The 17,337-nt window shown below is 36.0% G+C and carries 11 protein-coding genes; 2 read left to right on the top strand and 9 right to left on the bottom strand.

Annotation, left to right across the window (positions count from 1 at the left end; all coding sequences use genetic code 11):
• Window positions 1-69 precede the first annotated feature (69 nt).
• Genes ACM6F9_RS15255 through ACM6F9_RS15245 form a run of 3 tightly spaced genes read right to left on the bottom strand, consistent with a single transcriptional unit; the run spans window position 70 to window position 3,875 of the window.
• Window positions 70-1,488 carry an MFS transporter gene (locus ACM6F9_RS15255; RefSeq protein WP_414846495.1) on the bottom strand — a complete coding sequence of 473 codons (1,419 nt, stop codon included), beginning with the start codon at window positions 1,486-1,488 and terminating at the stop codon, window positions 70-72.
• Window positions 1,488-2,006: a nuclear transport factor 2 family protein gene (locus tag ACM6F9_RS15250; protein ID WP_414846494.1), complete on the bottom strand. Its 519-nt coding sequence runs from the start codon at window positions 2,004-2,006 to the stop codon at window positions 1,488-1,490. Before ACM6F9_RS15250 ends, ACM6F9_RS15255 begins: the two co-directional genes overlap by 1 nt.
• A 9-nt stretch (window positions 2,007-2,015) precedes the next feature.
• On the bottom strand, window positions 2,016-3,875 hold the full coding sequence (locus tag ACM6F9_RS15245; RefSeq protein ID WP_414846493.1) for a glycoside hydrolase family 13 protein: 1,860 nt from the start codon (window positions 3,873-3,875) through the stop codon (window positions 2,016-2,018).
• Between the two features lie 207 nt (window positions 3,876-4,082).
• Here ACM6F9_RS15245 and ACM6F9_RS15240 point away from each other — a divergent pair, with 207 nt between their 5' ends.
• Window positions 4,083-5,075, top strand: coding sequence for a sterol desaturase family protein (locus tag ACM6F9_RS15240; protein ID WP_414846492.1), 993 nt, complete (start codon window positions 4,083-4,085; stop codon window positions 5,073-5,075).
• A gap of 72 nt (window positions 5,076-5,147) precedes the next feature.
• Here the strand turns inward: ACM6F9_RS15240 and ACM6F9_RS15235 are convergent, their stop codons facing one another.
• The 4 genes from ACM6F9_RS15235 to ACM6F9_RS15220 all read right to left on the bottom strand — a co-directional run bounded on the left by ACM6F9_RS15235 (window position 5,148) and on the right by ACM6F9_RS15220 (window position 12,862).
• Window positions 5,148-7,304: a glycoside hydrolase family 97 protein gene (locus ACM6F9_RS15235; RefSeq protein ID WP_414846491.1), complete on the bottom strand. Its 2,157-nt coding sequence runs from the start codon at window positions 7,302-7,304 to the stop codon at window positions 5,148-5,150.
• A gap of 79 nt (window positions 7,305-7,383) precedes the next feature.
• Window positions 7,384-8,502 carry a SusE domain-containing protein gene (locus ACM6F9_RS15230; protein WP_414846490.1) on the bottom strand — a complete coding sequence of 373 codons (1,119 nt, stop codon included), beginning with the start codon at window positions 8,500-8,502 and terminating at the stop codon, window positions 7,384-7,386.
• 17 nt (window positions 8,503-8,519) lie between these two features.
• Window positions 8,520-10,118: a RagB/SusD family nutrient uptake outer membrane protein gene (locus ACM6F9_RS15225; protein WP_414846489.1), complete on the bottom strand. Its 1,599-nt coding sequence runs from the start codon at window positions 10,116-10,118 to the stop codon at window positions 8,520-8,522.
• Window positions 10,119-10,123: 5 nt separating this feature from the next.
• Complete coding sequence (locus ACM6F9_RS15220) at window positions 10,124-12,862, bottom strand: SusC/RagA family TonB-linked outer membrane protein (protein ID WP_414846488.1); 2,739 nt, start codon at window positions 12,860-12,862, stop codon at window positions 10,124-10,126.
• A 336-nt stretch (window positions 12,863-13,198) separates the two neighbouring features.
• On the opposite strand from ACM6F9_RS15220, the gene metG reads away from it, so the two are divergent.
• Entirely contained in the window at window positions 13,199-15,235 is a 2,037-nt protein-coding gene (gene metG, locus ACM6F9_RS15215) for a methionine--tRNA ligase (RefSeq protein ID WP_414846487.1), read from the top strand.
• 282 nt (window positions 15,236-15,517) lie between these two features.
• On the opposite strand, the gene ACM6F9_RS15210 is transcribed toward metG, so the two are convergent.
• Complete coding sequence (locus tag ACM6F9_RS15210) at window positions 15,518-16,222, bottom strand: class I SAM-dependent methyltransferase (protein ID WP_414846486.1); 705 nt, start codon at window positions 16,220-16,222, stop codon at window positions 15,518-15,520.
• 201 nt (window positions 16,223-16,423) lie between these two features.
• Entirely contained in the window at window positions 16,424-17,236 is an 813-nt protein-coding gene (locus ACM6F9_RS15205) for a siderophore-interacting protein (RefSeq protein ID WP_414846485.1), read from the bottom strand.
• Window positions 17,237-17,337 lie beyond the last annotated feature (101 nt).

Raw genomic sequence — 17,337 nt, 5'->3', positions numbered from 1 at the left:
TATTGAATTTTATGATATTTTTCCAAATTACATTTCAAAACACATCACATTATTAACTTCTAGTTTCTATTAAAAGTGCACCTGTTTGATCTCTTCTTCAATTTCCTTAGGCGTTTCATCTTCAGATTTAACAAAAATCATGGTCAATACAGCTCCAATCAGCATGCAGACACCACCTACAACAACATAATCCATAGCCTGTTTCCCAAAAATACCACTCACAATGGGACCTCCGAATAAACCATTAATGATCTGCGGAATTACGATAAAGAAGTTAAATATTCCCATATAAACTCCCATTTTCCGTTGTGGAATCACCTCAATAAGCATGGCATAAGGCATTGCTAAAATACTTGCCCACGCGAAGCCTAATCCAATCATGGAGATCCATAAGTTATTCACATCTTTAATAAAATACATTGAAACAAGTCCCAAACCTCCACACAATAAAGCTAAGGCATGGGTTTGTTTTTTACCAATTAGTTTAGCAATAGGTGTCAATAAAAAAGCAAACGGAATTGCCCACAGATTGTACATTCCAAAAAGTTTACCTGTAAGGTCCCCTGCATCATTAAATGCTTTGGAATGGGTGTCTTCGGGAGAAAGCCCAAAATGATGAGTTGCCAATGCACTGGTAGTAAATACCCACATGGTAAACAATGCAAACCACGAGAAAAACTGAACAATTCCCAGCTTTTTCATCTGTGCAGGAATCGCAGCAAAATCTTTGAAAATATCTGAAAATTTTGATTCATGCTTTTCACCTTCCTTTCCATCATCAAAATCAGCAAACTCCTGTGGAGAATATTCTCTGGTTGTCATGATCGTATATAAGATAGATATGATTAACAATCCTGCACCAATATAGAAAGAGTAAATTACATTATCTGCTACAAATCCTTCCGGAGCTTCATTAGAGATCCCCATTTTTGTTAACCAATCCGGTAAATAAGAACCTAATACGGCTCCTATTCCAATCAGAATAGTTTGTACTGAAAATCCTATGGTACCCTGATGTTTTGGGAGCATATCTCCTACCAGAGCTCTGAAGGGTTCCATTGCAATATTTACCGAAGCATCCATCATAGCCAGAAATATTACGGCTAATAAAAGAGCATTGGCAGCAAACATCTGAGTAATAGAAGCAGCATTAGGAAGGAGTACCAATCCAATGGCACACAAAACAGCTCCAATTAAAAAGTAAGGTTTTCTTCTTCCCAGCGGACTCCATGTATTATCACCCATGTGGCCGATAATAGGCTGAACAATCAAACCTGTAACAGGGGCCACCAACCAGAACCAGGATAATTCGTGAACATCAGCTCCTAAATTTCCAAGAATACGGCTCGCATTTCCATTCTGTAAGCCAAATGCCATCTGAATTCCCAGGAATCCCATGCTCATATTGATAATCTGGAGCATAGATAAATTGGGCTTTTTTCTTCTTCCAAATGGACCTGTATTATATCTTCCTACCATTTCTGCCATTACGACTTCAGTTTTTGAATTAATGCATCTTCAATTGGTGCTTTTTCAGGAACCACCTTATCTACCACTTCATTAGGAACCGTCATGGAAAGAACGTATTGTTTTACCTTCCAGCTTCCGTTGATCTTTTCTACCACACCAGAACCTCTACAAATTTTCATTTGGGTATCCAATAGTTCATCAAACCATGCCAATTTTCCATCTTTATTGAAATAGATATTTCTTTTAATCGCTTTAAAATTCCAGGTTTTCTTTTTGTCAAAATAAGGTTTTGCCCACACCATGAATTCTTTTTTATTCCAGATTTCGGTAGCATCTGTTCCAATGAAGGTAGACTCATCTGCAAAGAAATTAAAATAAGTATTGTAATCCGCTTTAGCAGCTGCTATGTTGAACTCATCAAGCATCGTACTAATTTCTGCTTTTTCTTTTTCAAATGCATTTTTTGATTGTGCAGTGAATATAGAAAAGCCCAGTACAAATAGGATTAGCGTATAAACTGTTGTTAGTTTTTTCATGTATAATAATTATTTTTCGAGTTCAATAATCAACGGAGTTTTTGCAGAAATATTCATACTGTTTTGTAATGAAATTTCTTTTCCTGAGATAATCTCTTTTCCTTTTGTAAATCCATTAAGAGATTCGGCAAAACGCTTCAAATCTAATGTCTGATCTTTTTCATTATTATTGATCACCACCATTACACTTTCTCTATCATTGTATCTGAAGTAAACAAAAACACCATCCTGAGGAACGAAATTTTTAGTTTTCCCATTATGAATTACATCTTTCCCTTTTCTCCAGTTCAGTAATTTTTGCGTAAACTGGAAAAACTCTTTCTGTTCCGGAGTCTGAGCAGATGGAAGAAAAGCATTTTGTTTATCAGATTTCCAGCCTCCCGGAAAATCTCTGCGGATATCGGCATCTCCTCCGGCATTTTTATCTCCACGCATTCCTATTTCTGATCCGTAATAGATCTGTGGAGTTCCTCTCACCGTTGAAATCAGGGCGAGTGCCATTTTATAAGCATTGGGATTGGCGTTAAAGATTTCGTTCCATCTTTCGGTATCATGATTTTCGAAGAAAACTAAAAGATTTTTAAGATCCGGATATAGGAAATCACTGGTAAAAGAATCGTAAATACGGATCATACCTTTATCCCAGCTTTCTTTTTCTTTAAGAGCTTTAGGCATATTTTCAAACAGCATAAAATCCATTACCGATGGTAAGTTTGAATTGTATCCTGCAATCTCCCCCACTTTGGAATCTTTCTGCCATGCTGCAATTTGTGCGGCTGTATATAACCAGGTTTCGCCTACGATATTGAATTTCGGATATTCATCAGTAATTGCCTTAGCCCATTTTGCCATGGCTTCTTTATCATTGTAAGGGTAAGTGTCCACACGGATGCCGCCCAGATCTGCATATTCTATCCACCAAATAGCATTTTGAGTCAGATATTTTAAAACTAATGGATTTTTCTGATTAATATCCGGCATGGTTTTATCAAACCATCCATCCAACGCATATTTTTTATCAATATCAGAAGCATTGATATCAAACTGTGTGGTCGTTTTATAATTGGAACGTTTAAATCCATTCTCTCCTTCGTCGAACCAGTGTATCCAGTCTTTTGATGGTAGATCTTTAATCATCCAGTGTGAACTTCCCCAATGGTTGGTTACATAATCCATCACCAACATCATTTTTCGTTTGTTCAGCTCCTGAGATAAAGTTTTGTATTCCTCATTGGTTCCATAGCGACCATCTATTTTATACAGATCGGTTTGGGCATAGCCGTGATAAGAATATACTTTTTCGTTGTCCTCATTCACAGGGGTCAGCCAGACCGCCGTTGCACCCAAATTCTGAATATAATCCAGATTATTGATAATACCACGGAGATCTCCACCATGTCTTCCATTAGGGAGACTGCGGTCTACTTTTTCTGTAAGCTCCTGCCTTGAATCATTCTTCTCGTCACCATTAGCAAAGCGGTCAGGCATGATCAGGTACATCACATCTTTTGAAGTAAAAGATTCCCGATTGGCAGAACCAGATTCTCTCTGCTTCAGTTCGTAAGTATAAGCACCGATATTTTTTTTATCTTTTTTAATATTGATGGTAAACTTCGGAACGTTTATTTCATTGGTATTGACCGTAATAAAAACATAATTCGGGTTATCCACTTTCCTGATGTCTTTTATCTGAATTCCATCTGAAAGCATAATCTCGTTGTTGGCAACGTCTTTTCCGTAAACAAGAATCTGTAGTTCTGGGTTTTTCATTCCCTTCCACCAAAAAGCAGGTTCTACTCTTTCCAATGTTTTTTGGGAAAAAGCAACAGAAGCTATTGAAAGGGCTAATGTAGCGTATATTGTCTTCATATTAGTGTTCAATTTAGCATTAAATTTTCATATATACATTCAAAAATAGAGCGTAGAGTATCTTTTTTTGCTGCCGTTAATGTAAAGTTTCAAAATTTAACACCCTTATTTAGATTTTTATTAAAAAAACTTAAATTTTTCATAAAAAATTCATCCTGAAAGTTGATTTTTCATTCTTTTTATTTCTAGTTTTACAGAAAAAAAGAAATGTTTGATTTCAGTAATATGTTCAAAACTGAGGGACCGGATGTTGTTTACAGCTGGACCATTCCTGTATTTGCTGTGATTATTTTTTTAGAGATGGCCTACAGCCACTTTAATAAAGAAAAGATCTATGAAACTAAGGACGTAGCAACCAATGTCCTTTTTGCTTTGCTCAATTATGGTTTAGACATCATTATGAAAGGTTTCTCTTTATTTGTCATGATGTTTTTCTACCATCACCGTATCTTCGACTGGCAGGAAGGCATTTGGTATTGGATTGCTGTATTCCTGGCTCAGGATTTTGCTTATTATGTTCACCATTACGTAGATCATCACTCACGGGTTTTCTGGGCAGTGCATATCACTCACCATAATTCTGATTATTTCAATATCAGTACAGGATTCAGAAGTCCGGTGTTTCAACCATTGTACAGATATTTGTTTTTCTCACCATTAGCTTTTATGGGTTTTCATCCATGGCATATTCTGGTAGCCTATTCTGCCATACAGATTTATGGTACTTTTGTACACACACAATCCATTAAAAGTATGGGATTCCTAGAGTATATTCTGGTTACCCCTTCTCACCACAGGGTACATCATGCATGTAATATTAAATATCTTGACCGCAATATGGGAATGGGGCTGATTATTTGGGATAAAATTTTCGGAACTTTTGAAAAAGAAGACCCTGAAGTACCTGTTAAATATGGGGTTTATCCAAAAATTAAATCCAAAGACCCAGCTACCATGCTTTTCTATGAATGGAGAAGAATAGGAAAAGACATCAGACAGCCGGGATTATCTTTTAAAAACCGTATAAAGTATCTTTTTTATTCACCAGGATGGAGACATGACGGTACCGGAAAAACGGTAAAGCAGTATCAGAAGGAATACAAAGAAAAGATAAAAAGCAGAACCTCATCTGTAAAAGAACCAGCAACAGACACCGAATACCAATTTTCACCATTGAACCAACAGGCAGGAGATAAATAATTTCTCCTAAAAAAATACCCCGGACATCAAAAGTTTGATGAACCGGGGCACCTTAGTGTTTCTTCAAATTAATTATTTTACCGGTTTAATAGAAATTGCGAAACCGCCACTTCTTGCCATTTTAAAATTAATTTTTGACTTGTTTGTAATCTCTTTTTTATAAATGTTATAACTTTGAGGATTATCAATATAATCAGCATCTTTTCCATCTTCATAGATAGTTGCTTCATATTTTTTCCCTTTGTCTAAGAAAGAGAAGTCTACTGTATATTCACGTTTATTTTCATCGGTAATACCTCCTACAAACCAGTTTTCAGTACCTTTTGCTTTTCTTGCTGTAACTACATAATCCCCCGGTTCTGCAGATAAGATTTTCGTATCATCCCAATCTGCTGCTACATCCTTGATAAACTGGAATGCATCCATATGTTTTTTATAGTTTTCAGGAAGATCAGCAGCCATCTGAAGCGGCATATACATTGTTACATAAAGTGCCAGCTGTTTTACTAAAGTAGTTTTCACAGAACGGTTATCTCCAGGGAAATAATAGTCTAGCTTTGTTTGGAAAATTCCCGGTGTATAATCCATAGAACCTCCCATCCATCTTGTAAACGGAAGAACGGTCTGGTGATCCGGTTTATTTCCTCCGAATGCTTCATATTCTGTTCCGCGGGCTGCTTCTGCAGAAATATAGTTCGGGTAAGTACGGCTTTCTCCTGTAGGACGTACAGATTCGTGAGAATTGACCATGATTTTATAGTCATTTGCTTTTTCTGCAATTCTATAATAGTGATTAATCATCCATTGAGAATAATGATGTTCTCCTCTAGGAATAATATCTCCTACATATCCTGTTTTCACAGCATCATAGCCGTACTTATTCATGGTTTGGAATGCTTTGTCCGCCCATCTTTCATAGTTCGTAGCAGAACCTGAAGTTTCATGGTGCATGATTAGCTTAATTCCTTTTGAATGGGCATATTCATTCAACATTTTGATATCAAAATCCGGATAAGGGGTAATGAAATCGAAAACAAATTCTTTAGAATGTCCGAACCAGTCTTCCCAACCGATATTCCAACCTTCAATCAATAATCCCTGGAATCCATTTTCTGCAGCGAAGTCAATATATTCTTTAACTTTTGTATTGTTGGCTGCGTGTTTTCCGTTTGGAGTTAATTTCGCAAAATCAGTTTTACCTAAATGAACATTTTCAGCTGTAGAATAGGCCCATTGTGATTTTCCGATGATCATTTCCCACCAAACTCCCATGTATTTTGTAGGGTGAATGTAAGAAGTATCTGTGTATTTTGTAGGTTCATTAAGGTTGAATATCATTTTAGAATCCATCACCTGCTCTGCTTTTGGTGCTACAATAATAGTTCTCCAAGGCGTTACTGATGGTGTCTGAATATATCCTTTTGCTCCCTGTCTGTCCGCAGTCAAATGCGTTTTGAATTTATAATTCTGCGCATCTACTTCAAGATGTGAAGCCGGATAATCTAACACTGCTGCTTCTGCAACGTTGATATACAAAGGTTCTTTTCCTTCTTTTTTAAGCATCAATGGAGACTGAACTGCATTTTTCACCAATGATTGTGAAGCGTTGGCATCATATGCTTTATCCCATTTTGCCGGAATTTCAGAAACTTTTGTTTCCTGATACTGATATTCCTGAGAGTCATAATCTGCAACGATCCACCATGCCTTCATATCAGTAGGGAAATCAATTTCTGAATCTTCTTCTCTGATTACGAAATAATTAAGATTTTTTTGTTGTGGAAACTCATATCTGAACCCCAGACCATCATTGAATAATCTGAATTTCACTACAATACTTCTGTCTGTAGAAGCCTGATTCAGGGTAACTGCCAGCTCATTGTAGTTATTGATATAGTTTTTCTTTTCTCCTAAAACCGGTTGCCAGGTTTCATTTTTGGAATCTCTTTTTTCATCTGTCTTTGCAAAACCGTTGTTCAGATCGAATTTTGCATCTTCCGGTTTGGCTATTTCGGAAGCAAACTTTATAGCTGTGTCTTTAAATAATCTCAATCCCAATTTAGAATCTTCTACCACTACCGCACCGTTATATTTCAGATTATAGTATGGAACTCCACTTTTCAGCTGAAAATTCATTTCAAATTTTCCGTCCGGAGATTTTAAAGATTGGGCTTTCAAACCTGTAAACATCATTGAGAGCAAAAGCGCTCCAACTGTAATTTTCTTCATAATGACTATTTAATTAACTTAAAAATAGATAAAAAGTGCTGCGATAAAGCAGCACTTTGCTTTTATAAACTCAATATTCTTATAATTTTGTAATCGTAAGCTTATAATACGCTGAATTATGTAAATCCAGCTCAATTTTATAATTACCTGCCTGTGAAACTTTATATGCAGGATCTCCTGTTACAGTGTTCTCTGAACTTAAATAAGACTGAACAGCAGTTCCGGAAACCAAAGTCTGATCTGCATCTTTTGGCTGGAATTTCATCGCCCAATCATCATTAGCTCTGAATTTAAATACTCCTGTAGTAGATAAAGCAATAGAATTAATCACAAAAGTCTTAGTTGCAGGATTATATACAAAATCAGTATCTGATCCCCATCCTGTAGGAGTAGCGTCACCAATCACCCCAAAGTTTGCAATAACTGAAGAATAGGTATTGGCAGCCCAGTTTACTTTAATGTAGTATGTTCCTGCAGCTGGAGCTTTTATATTGTCTCCATCTGCTTTCAATTTTCCAGAATTGCTTCCGTCATCTCCTTTATTTCCTGGCCAGTCCTGATTGATTGCAAATTTATATTTTCCATCTTCAGCACCAGCAACAGTATTGATCCAGATAAATCCTCTGTACTCATCATTCTTTCCAGGAGAAAACAAATTAGGTGAGTTGGCTGGAGTCCAGTCTGCATACCCTGCAGCTCCTGCATAGCTTCCTGGTACATTGATCTTAGGATATACCAAATCCGGGTTTGGAGTATAAGGAGTTACTTTGAGTGCTATTACATTGGAATAAAAAGCTGCAGACCCCACAGAAGTCTTCAATCTTACCTCAATATCATTCACAACATCCGGTGTAGCTCCGATACTGAACATAGCAGCGTTCATAGAAGCATTAGTAACAGGACCAGAAGTCATATCGTTGGAAAAGTCAACAGTCGCACTATTTTTGAAGCCATTCCCTTTAATTCCAAATTCTAATTGTTGACTGGAAACAACGGAAATATTGTATGTAGGTTTTGTCCAGTTAAAAGTGATTACAGCAACATTAGCATTGAGCTCATTAAGAACAACTGCACTTTTATCAGCAGATAACTTACTTGCAGATGTTTCATTAATAACTGCCTGATCCTCGTCTTTTTCACAGGAAAAAACTAATAGTCCGGTAAAAACCAGGGCTAATATTTTGAATAAATTTTTCATTATAATAGTGTTTTTAATTAATAGCCAGGATTCTGAACAAGATTAGGGTTAGCAACGATGTCGTTAGCAGGAATTGGAAATAAGTTTCTATAATCTTCAACTCCTTTACCATCTTTTACACCACCTTTCCAAGGCCATAGATATGAACCTGAAGTAAATTTACCATAACGAATTAGGTCAGTTCTTCTCGTTGCTTCCCAAGACATTTCTCTAGATCTTTCATCTAAGAAAAAATCGATATTAAGTGAAGCAACAGTAGTTCCTCCTGCTCTCATTCTTAAGGCATTTACATATCCTAATGCTGTGGCCGCATCTCCTCCTGATCCACCTCTTGAAACGGCTTCACCATACATAAGATAAATATCTGCTAAACGATATAAAGGAATATCTGCGTCAACGAAATTACCTGATGCATCTGATCCAGGGGCACCATTAGAATACTTTATATTTTTATATTTAACAAATGCATAACCATCTGTAAATGTTGATATATTATTTATTTCTAAATTCTGACCACTTGTATAGAAATTTCCTCTTTGATCATTTGGAGAACCAGTAAATAGATTAACAAAAGATTTCGTAGTTCTTATACCACCCCAACCTCCATTGATTCCGAACTGAGAAGCAGGCATCGAACCTCCAACTGCAGCGTGTACCATAAAAGTTGAACCTCCATAAGTTTTTGTGCTTGTACCATCGTAGTTTACAGATAAAATAACTTCAGGATTATTTACATTATTATCTGCCATAAATAATGATGAATAGTTTGATTTTAATGAATATCCTGCGTTTATTATTTTATTACAGTAGGTAATACAATCCGTATATCTTGCTGTACCCGTATAAACTTGTGCGTTTAAATATAATCTTGCTAATAAAGACCAAGCAGCAGCTTTATCTGCTCTGCCATACTCATTACTTCTTGCATCTTTAAGATCATTTGCACAAGCTAAAAGCTCAGACTCTACATATTTGAATAGCTCTGCTCTGGCAATTCTTGGAGGAGGCGTATTAATAATATCAGTGGTCTCAGTTACCATTGGTACATTTCCAAATAAATCCATTGCATGATAATACGATTGAGCTCTTAGAAAACGAGCTTCTGCACGCATATATTTCGCTTCTGTAAGATTAGTCCCAGTAATTCCGTTTGTAGAAAGTTTTTCGTCAGTCGTATTTTTAATAAATTCATTACTTACCGCAATTACGTTGAATATTCTATAGTATATTGCTGCAACAAACGGATTGGAAGCATTCCAAGTCATATTGTGCATTTCTGGAAGGCCTGAATCAGCCCAAGCAATAACAGCTTCATCTGTTGTTAAAACCTGCATACTGTACATTTGACGAAGATAGTTTGAGAAACCTCCGTCAATTCCGCCTATATCAGTATTTCCGTCTGCATTATTTTGATCTCCTTGACCGCCAATTGCTAATCCTGCATAAATTTTAGCTAGAGCAGGTTTATAATTATTAAAATCTTTGTATAAAACAGAAGCCGTTAATCCTAGACTTGGTTCTCTCTCAAGATCTTGTGTACAAGAACCTGCAAAAAATAGAGTCCCTAGAGTAATAGACCCTATAATTAATTTTTTATATAAATATTTATTTTTCATGTTGATTAAAATTGGAAGTTAAACCCTACTGAATACACTTTTGGTCTTTGATAGAAACCATTATCAATTCCTCCAAATACCTCAGGATCTATACCTTTATATTTTGTAATTACAAAAACATTTTGTGCCATTGCATTTACTCTTAAATTTGTTCCTTTTCCCATAAATTCTCCCGCATTATAAGCAATTGAGAAATTATCCATTCTAAGGAATGATGCATCTTCAATGAACATATCCGAGAAAAGTTGTGTTGCAGCAAACTGTGTTGTTAAAACACTTGAATTTGTATTACTCAAGAAATTATTCGCCTGAATATTTGCAATTGAGCTATTAGAAGCAGAATTATTATAAACGTAATTTCCTAAAACAGCTCTAAGCGATGTGCTAAATTCCCATTTTTTTACACTTACCTTTGTAGAAAAGCCTAAAATTACATCAGGGTTTGGAGATTTGTAGAAATATTTATCATCTTCAGTAGATTTCCCATCACCATTTCTGTCAACATAAACTCCCTCTAGAGGTTTTCCGTTACTATCATAGACTTGTTGATAAACATAAAATGCATTTAGGGGCTGACCAACTGTAATTGCTTGAATATAGTTATTAATACCAGTAAGCGTTCCCACTTGAATTTTATATGATGAATCTACGTATTGAGATAAACTTGTAACCCTAGGATTAAATCTAGTAGCATTAAGATTTACATCCCAAGTTACGTTTTCATTTTTCACCGGAACCAAATTCAAGTTAGCTTCAAAACCTTTATTGGCAATAATTCCAACATTTTTAATATTAAAGTTACTTAAATCGCCTGCCCAAGTGGGTACTTTTGCAATAAGATTTTCAGATTTTTTATCAAAATAATCTATTGAACCACTAATTCTATTATTTAAAATTGCAAAGTCTAAACCTAAGTTTTTAGTAGTTGTTGTTTCCCAAACCAAGTTTGGATTGTAAACATCTGGACGGAGTAAAGTATAGAAACTATTACCAAACTGATACTGCGCCGTGCTACTATTACTATAAGAATAAGAACCAAATGCAGGATAGAAATTACCTGTTTCTTGCTGACCTGTTTTCCCCCAACCTGCTCTTATTTTTAATGATTTAATTGCTGAAATACCCTTTAAGAAGCTTTCTTCATTAATTTTCCATGCAACTGACACTGCTGGAAAATTACCCCATAACTGGCTTTTATCTGCTCCATTCCAGAATGTAGAAGATCCGTCTCTTCTGATAGAACCATTGATAACATACTTATCTGCTATAGTAAAAATACCTCTGGCATAAAAAGACAGTAAAGTTCTCTGTGTATCTCCTGCAGTTGAAAAATCGGTTTTTTGACCATTTCCATAATATGTAGGAGCTTCCGGAGTAATTGATCTTGTATCTTGATAAGAATAACCGCCAATAATATCTACAGTTGTATTAATTGCATTAATCTTTTTTGCATAATTTAGATAAGATTCAAATAATTTACTTTTAATTTCCTGTGAATATGAACGATAAGACCCTAAAGTTCCAATTCCTTGAGCGTACTCTTTATATGTGTTAACAGAGCCATCACTTTTTGCATAATCATAAGATCCTGTTATATTCAGTCTTAAATCAGGTAAGAAATGAAACTTATAATCTAGTTGTAAACTTGGAATGACCCTAAAGACAGATGAAATATCTCTTTTACCATATAATAAACCTAATGGGTTTCTTGTTCCATTTACGTTTAAACCTGTAGCAGTGTTGGCAGGATCTAACCATTCGTAATATCCTCCATATTTAGAATTCCCTGAATATACAGGTTGCGTTGGATCAAAATAAATAGATGCTCCAATAGCTCCAGCATCTGGAAATCTATTCTCAGAAAAAGTTCCTTTTAAATTACCATTAACAGTTAAATGATTATCAAAAAATTTAGGCGAAAAATTTAAACCTAATGAAGTTCTTCTGAATTCATTTGTCCTTACAATCCCGTTTTGCTCGTTGTACCCCAGAGAAACTCTATATGGCAAACCTTTTACACCTCCTGAAAATGCAACATTATTGTCTGTTCCCCAGGCTTGTTGATAAATTTTATCCTGCCAGTTAGTGTCTGCAGTACCGAGATAAGATTTTTGAACATCCGTTCCATAAGTATTCACAAAACTTCTAAACTGATCAGCATCTAAAACATCTACATTACCCATTTTAGTAGAGACAGAAAAATTAGTATTGAAATTTACCTTGAATTTACCTGCAGTACCTTTTTTCGTTGTAATTAATATAACCCCGTTCGAAGCTCTATTACCGTAAATAGCTGCAGAAGATGCATCTTTTAAGATATCAAATGTTTCGATATCATTTGGATTAATCAATGATAACGGATTCGTTGCTCCACTTAAACTGTTAAAATCAATAGGAACACCATCAATAACAATTAGCGGATCATTATTAATGAATGAAGAACCACCTCTTACTCTAATTGTAGAACCTGAACCAGGAGCACCGCTATTGCCGGTAATTTGTACCCCAGGAGTTTTACCAACAATTAGTTGATCAGCAGTGGCTGCTCCACCATTAAAATCTTTGGATGTTATAGAAGAAATAGATCCTGTAAGATCCGTCTTTTTCTGCTTACCATATCCGATCAAAACCACTTCGTCAATTTTCTTCTCTTGAGGAAGGGAATCCTTTTTCTGCGCGTGTATTACTGTACTTGCCAATAAAAAAGCGGGCGCAATTTTCAAAACTGTTGTAAAGTTCTTCACAATCATATTTTTTATAGTTTCGTTTTTTTTCAGTCATTTTTTGGCCTCGAGCCAGACTCGCAATTTATAAAAAAATTGGAATTATCATAAATTTAATATAATTTTATCTAAAATTATGTATATTACGAAACGGGTTTTAGTTAGTTTTTTACAGTCCAATATTTTACAGCATCTTATGCTTTGCATAATATTTGTTTTAATTTAACAATTTGTTAAACGATTGTTTAACTTAATTTCATATTCAACCTTTCAAAATTGCTTTATTCCTCATAATAATACCACCAATAGCGGTATTCAGCAGATATTCCTTATCTTTGCATTTAAACTTTACTATAAATGTCAAACAGAAAGATGATTACGGCAGCTTTGCCTTATGCAAACGGGCCGGTTCATATAGGACATTTGGCAGGTGTTTATATTCCTGCGGATGTTTACGCAAGATTTCAGAGAAGATTAGGAAAAGATGTAGCGTTTATCTGTGGATCAGATGAGCACGGGATTCCTATTACCATAAGAGCTAAAAAAGAAGGAGTTACCCCTCAGGATATCGTTGACAAATATCACGAGATCATTAAAAAATCTTTTTCAGATCTGGGAATTTCATTTGATGAATATTCAAGAACAACGTCTAAAAATCATTATGAAACCAGTCAGGATTTCTTCAAGGTTTTATACGAGAAAGGAAAATTCACAGAAGAAATTTCTGAGCAGTATTTTGATGAGCAGGCAGGAGAATTCCTTGCTGACCGTTATATTGTAGGAACATGTCCTAATTGTGGTAACGAAAACGCTTATGGTGACCAGTGCGAGAAATGCGGTTCTACCCTTTCTCCTTCTGAACTGATCAATCCGAAATCAATGCTTAGCGGAAATGTTCCTATCCTTAAAGAAACAAAAAACTGGTATCTTCCATTAAACGAATACGAAGATTTTTTAAATGATTGGATCATTGAAGGTCATAAAGATGACTGGAAGCCTAACGTGTACGGACAGGTTAAGTCATGGTTGAATGACGGTCTTAAGCCTCGTGCAATGACCAGAGACCTGAACTGGGGAGTTCCTGTTCCTCTTCCGAATGCTGAAGGAAAAGTATTATACGTATGGTTTGATGCTCCTATCGGTTATATCTCTTTCACCAAAGAATGGGCTGAGAAAAACGGAAAAGACTGGAAAGATTACTGGCAGAGTGAAAACAGTGACCTGGTACACTTTATCGGAAAAGATAATATTGTATTCCACTGTATTATTTTCCCGGCCATGATGAAGGCTCATGGAGATTATATTATGCCGGCTAATGTTCCTGCATTTGAATTCCTGAATCTTGAGAATGATAAAATCTCAACATCAAGAAACTGGGCAGTATGGGCTCATGAATATGTGGAAGATTTCCCTGGACAACAGGATGTTTTAAGATATGCTCTTCTTTCATCTGCTCCGGAAACGAAGGATAACAACTTTACATGGAAGGATTTCCAGACTAAGAATAATTCTGAATTGGTAGGGATTTTCGGAAACTTCATCAACAGAGTTGCAGTTCTTATTCATAAATATTACGACGGAGTTGTTCCACAAGGTGATGTAAATAGTCCTGAATTGCAGGAAATAAGTAAGTCTGCGAAAGAAATTTCTGGATTCCTTGAAAATTATGAATTCAGAAATTCATTAACTGCATTAATGAACCTTGCCCGTTTTGGGAACCAATACCTTCAGACAGAGGAACCTTGGAAAACCATTAAAGATAACCCAGAAAAAGCGGCTCAATCTTTATTCGTTGGAGCACAAATAGCTGTTGCATTAGCTCAGTTATGCGAACCTTTCATGCCTTTCAGCTCTGAAAAGTTATTGAACATGTTCAATGTTGAGAAGAAAGATTGGAATACAATTGAAACGCAGTCAATTTTAATTGAAACAGGACATAAAATCAATGAATCATCACTTCTTTTCTCAAAAATTGAGGATAATGTCATTGAAGCTCAGATCCAGAAATTAGAAGATACAAAACAAAACAATAAAAAGACAAACCCTAACGCAAACCCTATGAAAGAAGAGATCACGTTTGATGACTTTACTAAAATAGACCTTAGAACAGCAACCATTACAGAAGCTGAAAAAGTAGAAAAAGCAGACAAATTATTAAAACTTACTGTAGATACAGGTGTAGATGTAAGAACTGTTGTTTCTGGTATTGCAGAAAGTTTCTCTCCTGAAGAAGTAATCGGTAAGCAGGTAATGATCCTTCTGAACCTTGCTCCAAGAAAAATCAGAGGAATTGAATCTCAGGGAATGTTATTATTAACAACAAAACCAGACGGAAAATTATCTTTCGTAACACCGGACGACAGTAATGTTGAAAACGGGATTGAGATTGGATAATTAACCTCAACATAAGATAACAGGCTGTTTCACTAGAAGCAGCCTTTCTTTTTTATGATCCGTTTGCAAGAGTCATCCATCTGTTCAGACCATAATAAGGAGCTGTTTCCCGCTATCCACTTTTACTCCTCGTGCCTGATCAAAAAACCAACCGCATACTGTGGGGTAACCGTTACTATCGGGGCTAGAAATAGTACAAAAAAAGTCATTCCTGTTTACAGAATGACAATATATTAATTCGTGAGATTGCTTCGCTTTCAGCTCGCAATGACTTGTCGTTAATTATTTCTTAGTTAGTTTTGCCAGATAAGAATCCTCATCTTTCAGAACTCTTTCTATTTTAAAGCCGTTGTTTTGAGCCGCATTTTTCAACGTGTTGAAGTCAAGATATAGCCATGTAATCGGTTCTTCAGATTCCCCTTTATAATGAACCACATACTCCAATTCTCCGTAATATCCACCGGCAGGAATATATACTCCACCATCTTTATCACGGTCGAACATATAAAGGATATCTGTACTGTCAATTAAAACCTGTCCGCCATCATTCAGTAAAGTATGCAGTTTTTGAAGATAGGGATCTATTTTAGCAAGGCTTTCAAAAACTCCGGTACCGTTCATTAATAATAAAATAGTATCGAAAGTTTCTCCTGAGAAATCAAGCATATTTTCACAAACTGCTTTTTTAATACCTCTAAGCTTACAAACCTCAATAGATTTTGGTGAAATATCCAATGCAGTCACCTCAAGATTTCTTTCATTTTGAAGGTATAAAGAATGAGAACCTGCACCCGCTCCGATATCCAAAATTTTTCCTTCGGTTAACTGCAGTGCTTTCTGCTCAATATCATTCATTTCTTCAAAATCTCTGAATAAATAATCTACCGGAAGTTCATCCAGCTCAGAAATTGACGTTTCTGTCTGCAGATCTTCAGGATTGTCATTGTGGTAATAATCCCAGATCGCTCTGCCCATTAAATCTTTCATAATGCAAAGATACGGGTTCAGAGGAATAGTTGCGAGTTTATTTTGTTGCAAGTAGCTGGTTTATTTGCTACGGGATGATAGTTGCAAGGTACGAGTTGCTGGTTATTATTGTTCTTAGTTACCCACAGCTTTAAACTCTAAAATCCATAAACCCTAATCCCTGCTACCTAACTTCTTTAACCTGCTACCTAAATCCGCCATCTACTCCATCGAATCCTTCTCCTTATGTCTGTCCGCCTGAGATTCATTTTCTGCAACACCTGCTTTCCAATAAGAATAGGCATATAATTCCTGGGAAGTCCAGTTTTTTTCTTTTCTCAGATAGGTACGGATTTCTTTCACACTTGAGAATTCACAAGCTACATAACCAAACTTTGTAGTCTCAGGAATCTCAATACTTTTTACTGCATTTGAAATTTCACTGCTGATCTGAGGCTGGGTATTATGTAACCATTTAAAATCAATTTGAGCTTTCGTTTCAAGCAGCTGTTCATCTTCCTTTCCATGAACTTCGATGATACATATTCCTTTTGCCATTGCAGGAAGTGTTTCCAGAATAGCACTGATCACTGGAATGGCCGTAGCATCTCCCACAAGCAGATACCAATCTGCAGCGGGATACAACTCCTTACCTTCCAAACGCATCATCACTCCCAACTTTGAGCCTGCTTCAGCTTCCCTCACCCATTTGGAGGCAGGGCCGCCGTCTCCATGATCTACAAAGTCGATGACTAATTCATTTTTTTCCAGATCAATTCCTCTGTGGGTATAAGTTCTGATGGATGGAGCAACTTCTTTTGGTGGATACACCCACTGATGGTTTTCATCCAGTGTAGGGAAATGAATTTCATTCAGTCCAGTCGGAGGAACGGCAATCTTATTATTATCTCCCATCATCGTATTTTTGAACAAATGAACTTCTGGTGAGTACAAATACACTCTGATAAAATGGTCAGTAATGTATTCTTTTCTGGTTACTTCGGCAACAATCTGCCCTGTTGAAATTTTAGCCATAACTGATTTTTTTTAAAAAAATTAAAATCCGATTTCCGATTAATTTCAGAAACCGGATTTGAAATACAATATGTTTTCAGATTAAGGCATTTTTACCTTCA

Source organism: Chryseobacterium sp. IT-36CA2, from assembly GCF_949767875.1.
Lineage (GTDB): Bacteria > Bacteroidota > Bacteroidia > Flavobacteriales > Weeksellaceae > Chryseobacterium.
This window is presented reverse-complemented; position numbering and strand designations above follow the sequence as displayed.

Coding starts and splice junctions, on each gene's coding strand:
- ACM6F9_RS15235 (WP_414846491.1), bottom strand. CDS start 7,304: ATGAAGAAAATTACAGTTGGAGCGCTTTTGCTCTCAATGATGTTTACA.
- ACM6F9_RS15250 (WP_414846494.1), bottom strand. CDS start 2,006: ATGAAAAAACTAACAACAGTTTATACGCTAATCCTATTTGTACTGGGC.
- ACM6F9_RS15240 (WP_414846492.1), top strand. CDS start 4,083: ATGTTTGATTTCAGTAATATGTTCAAAACTGAGGGACCGGATGTTGTT.
- ACM6F9_RS15230 (WP_414846490.1), bottom strand. CDS start 8,502: ATGAAAAATTTATTCAAAATATTAGCCCTGGTTTTTACCGGACTATTA.
- metG (WP_414846487.1), top strand. CDS start 13,199: ATGTCAAACAGAAAGATGATTACGGCAGCTTTGCCTTATGCAAACGGG.
- ACM6F9_RS15225 (WP_414846489.1), bottom strand. CDS start 10,118: ATGAAAAATAAATATTTATATAAAAAATTAATTATAGGGTCTATTACT.
- ACM6F9_RS15210 (WP_414846486.1), bottom strand. CDS start 16,222: ATGAAAGATTTAATGGGCAGAGCGATCTGGGATTATTACCACAATGAC.
- ACM6F9_RS15205 (WP_414846485.1), bottom strand. CDS start 17,236: ATGGCTAAAATTTCAACAGGGCAGATTGTTGCCGAAGTAACCAGAAAA.
- ACM6F9_RS15245 (WP_414846493.1), bottom strand. CDS start 3,875: ATGAAGACAATATACGCTACATTAGCCCTTTCAATAGCTTCTGTTGCT.
- ACM6F9_RS15255 (WP_414846495.1), bottom strand. CDS start 1,488: ATGGCAGAAATGGTAGGAAGATATAATACAGGTCCATTTGGAAGAAGA.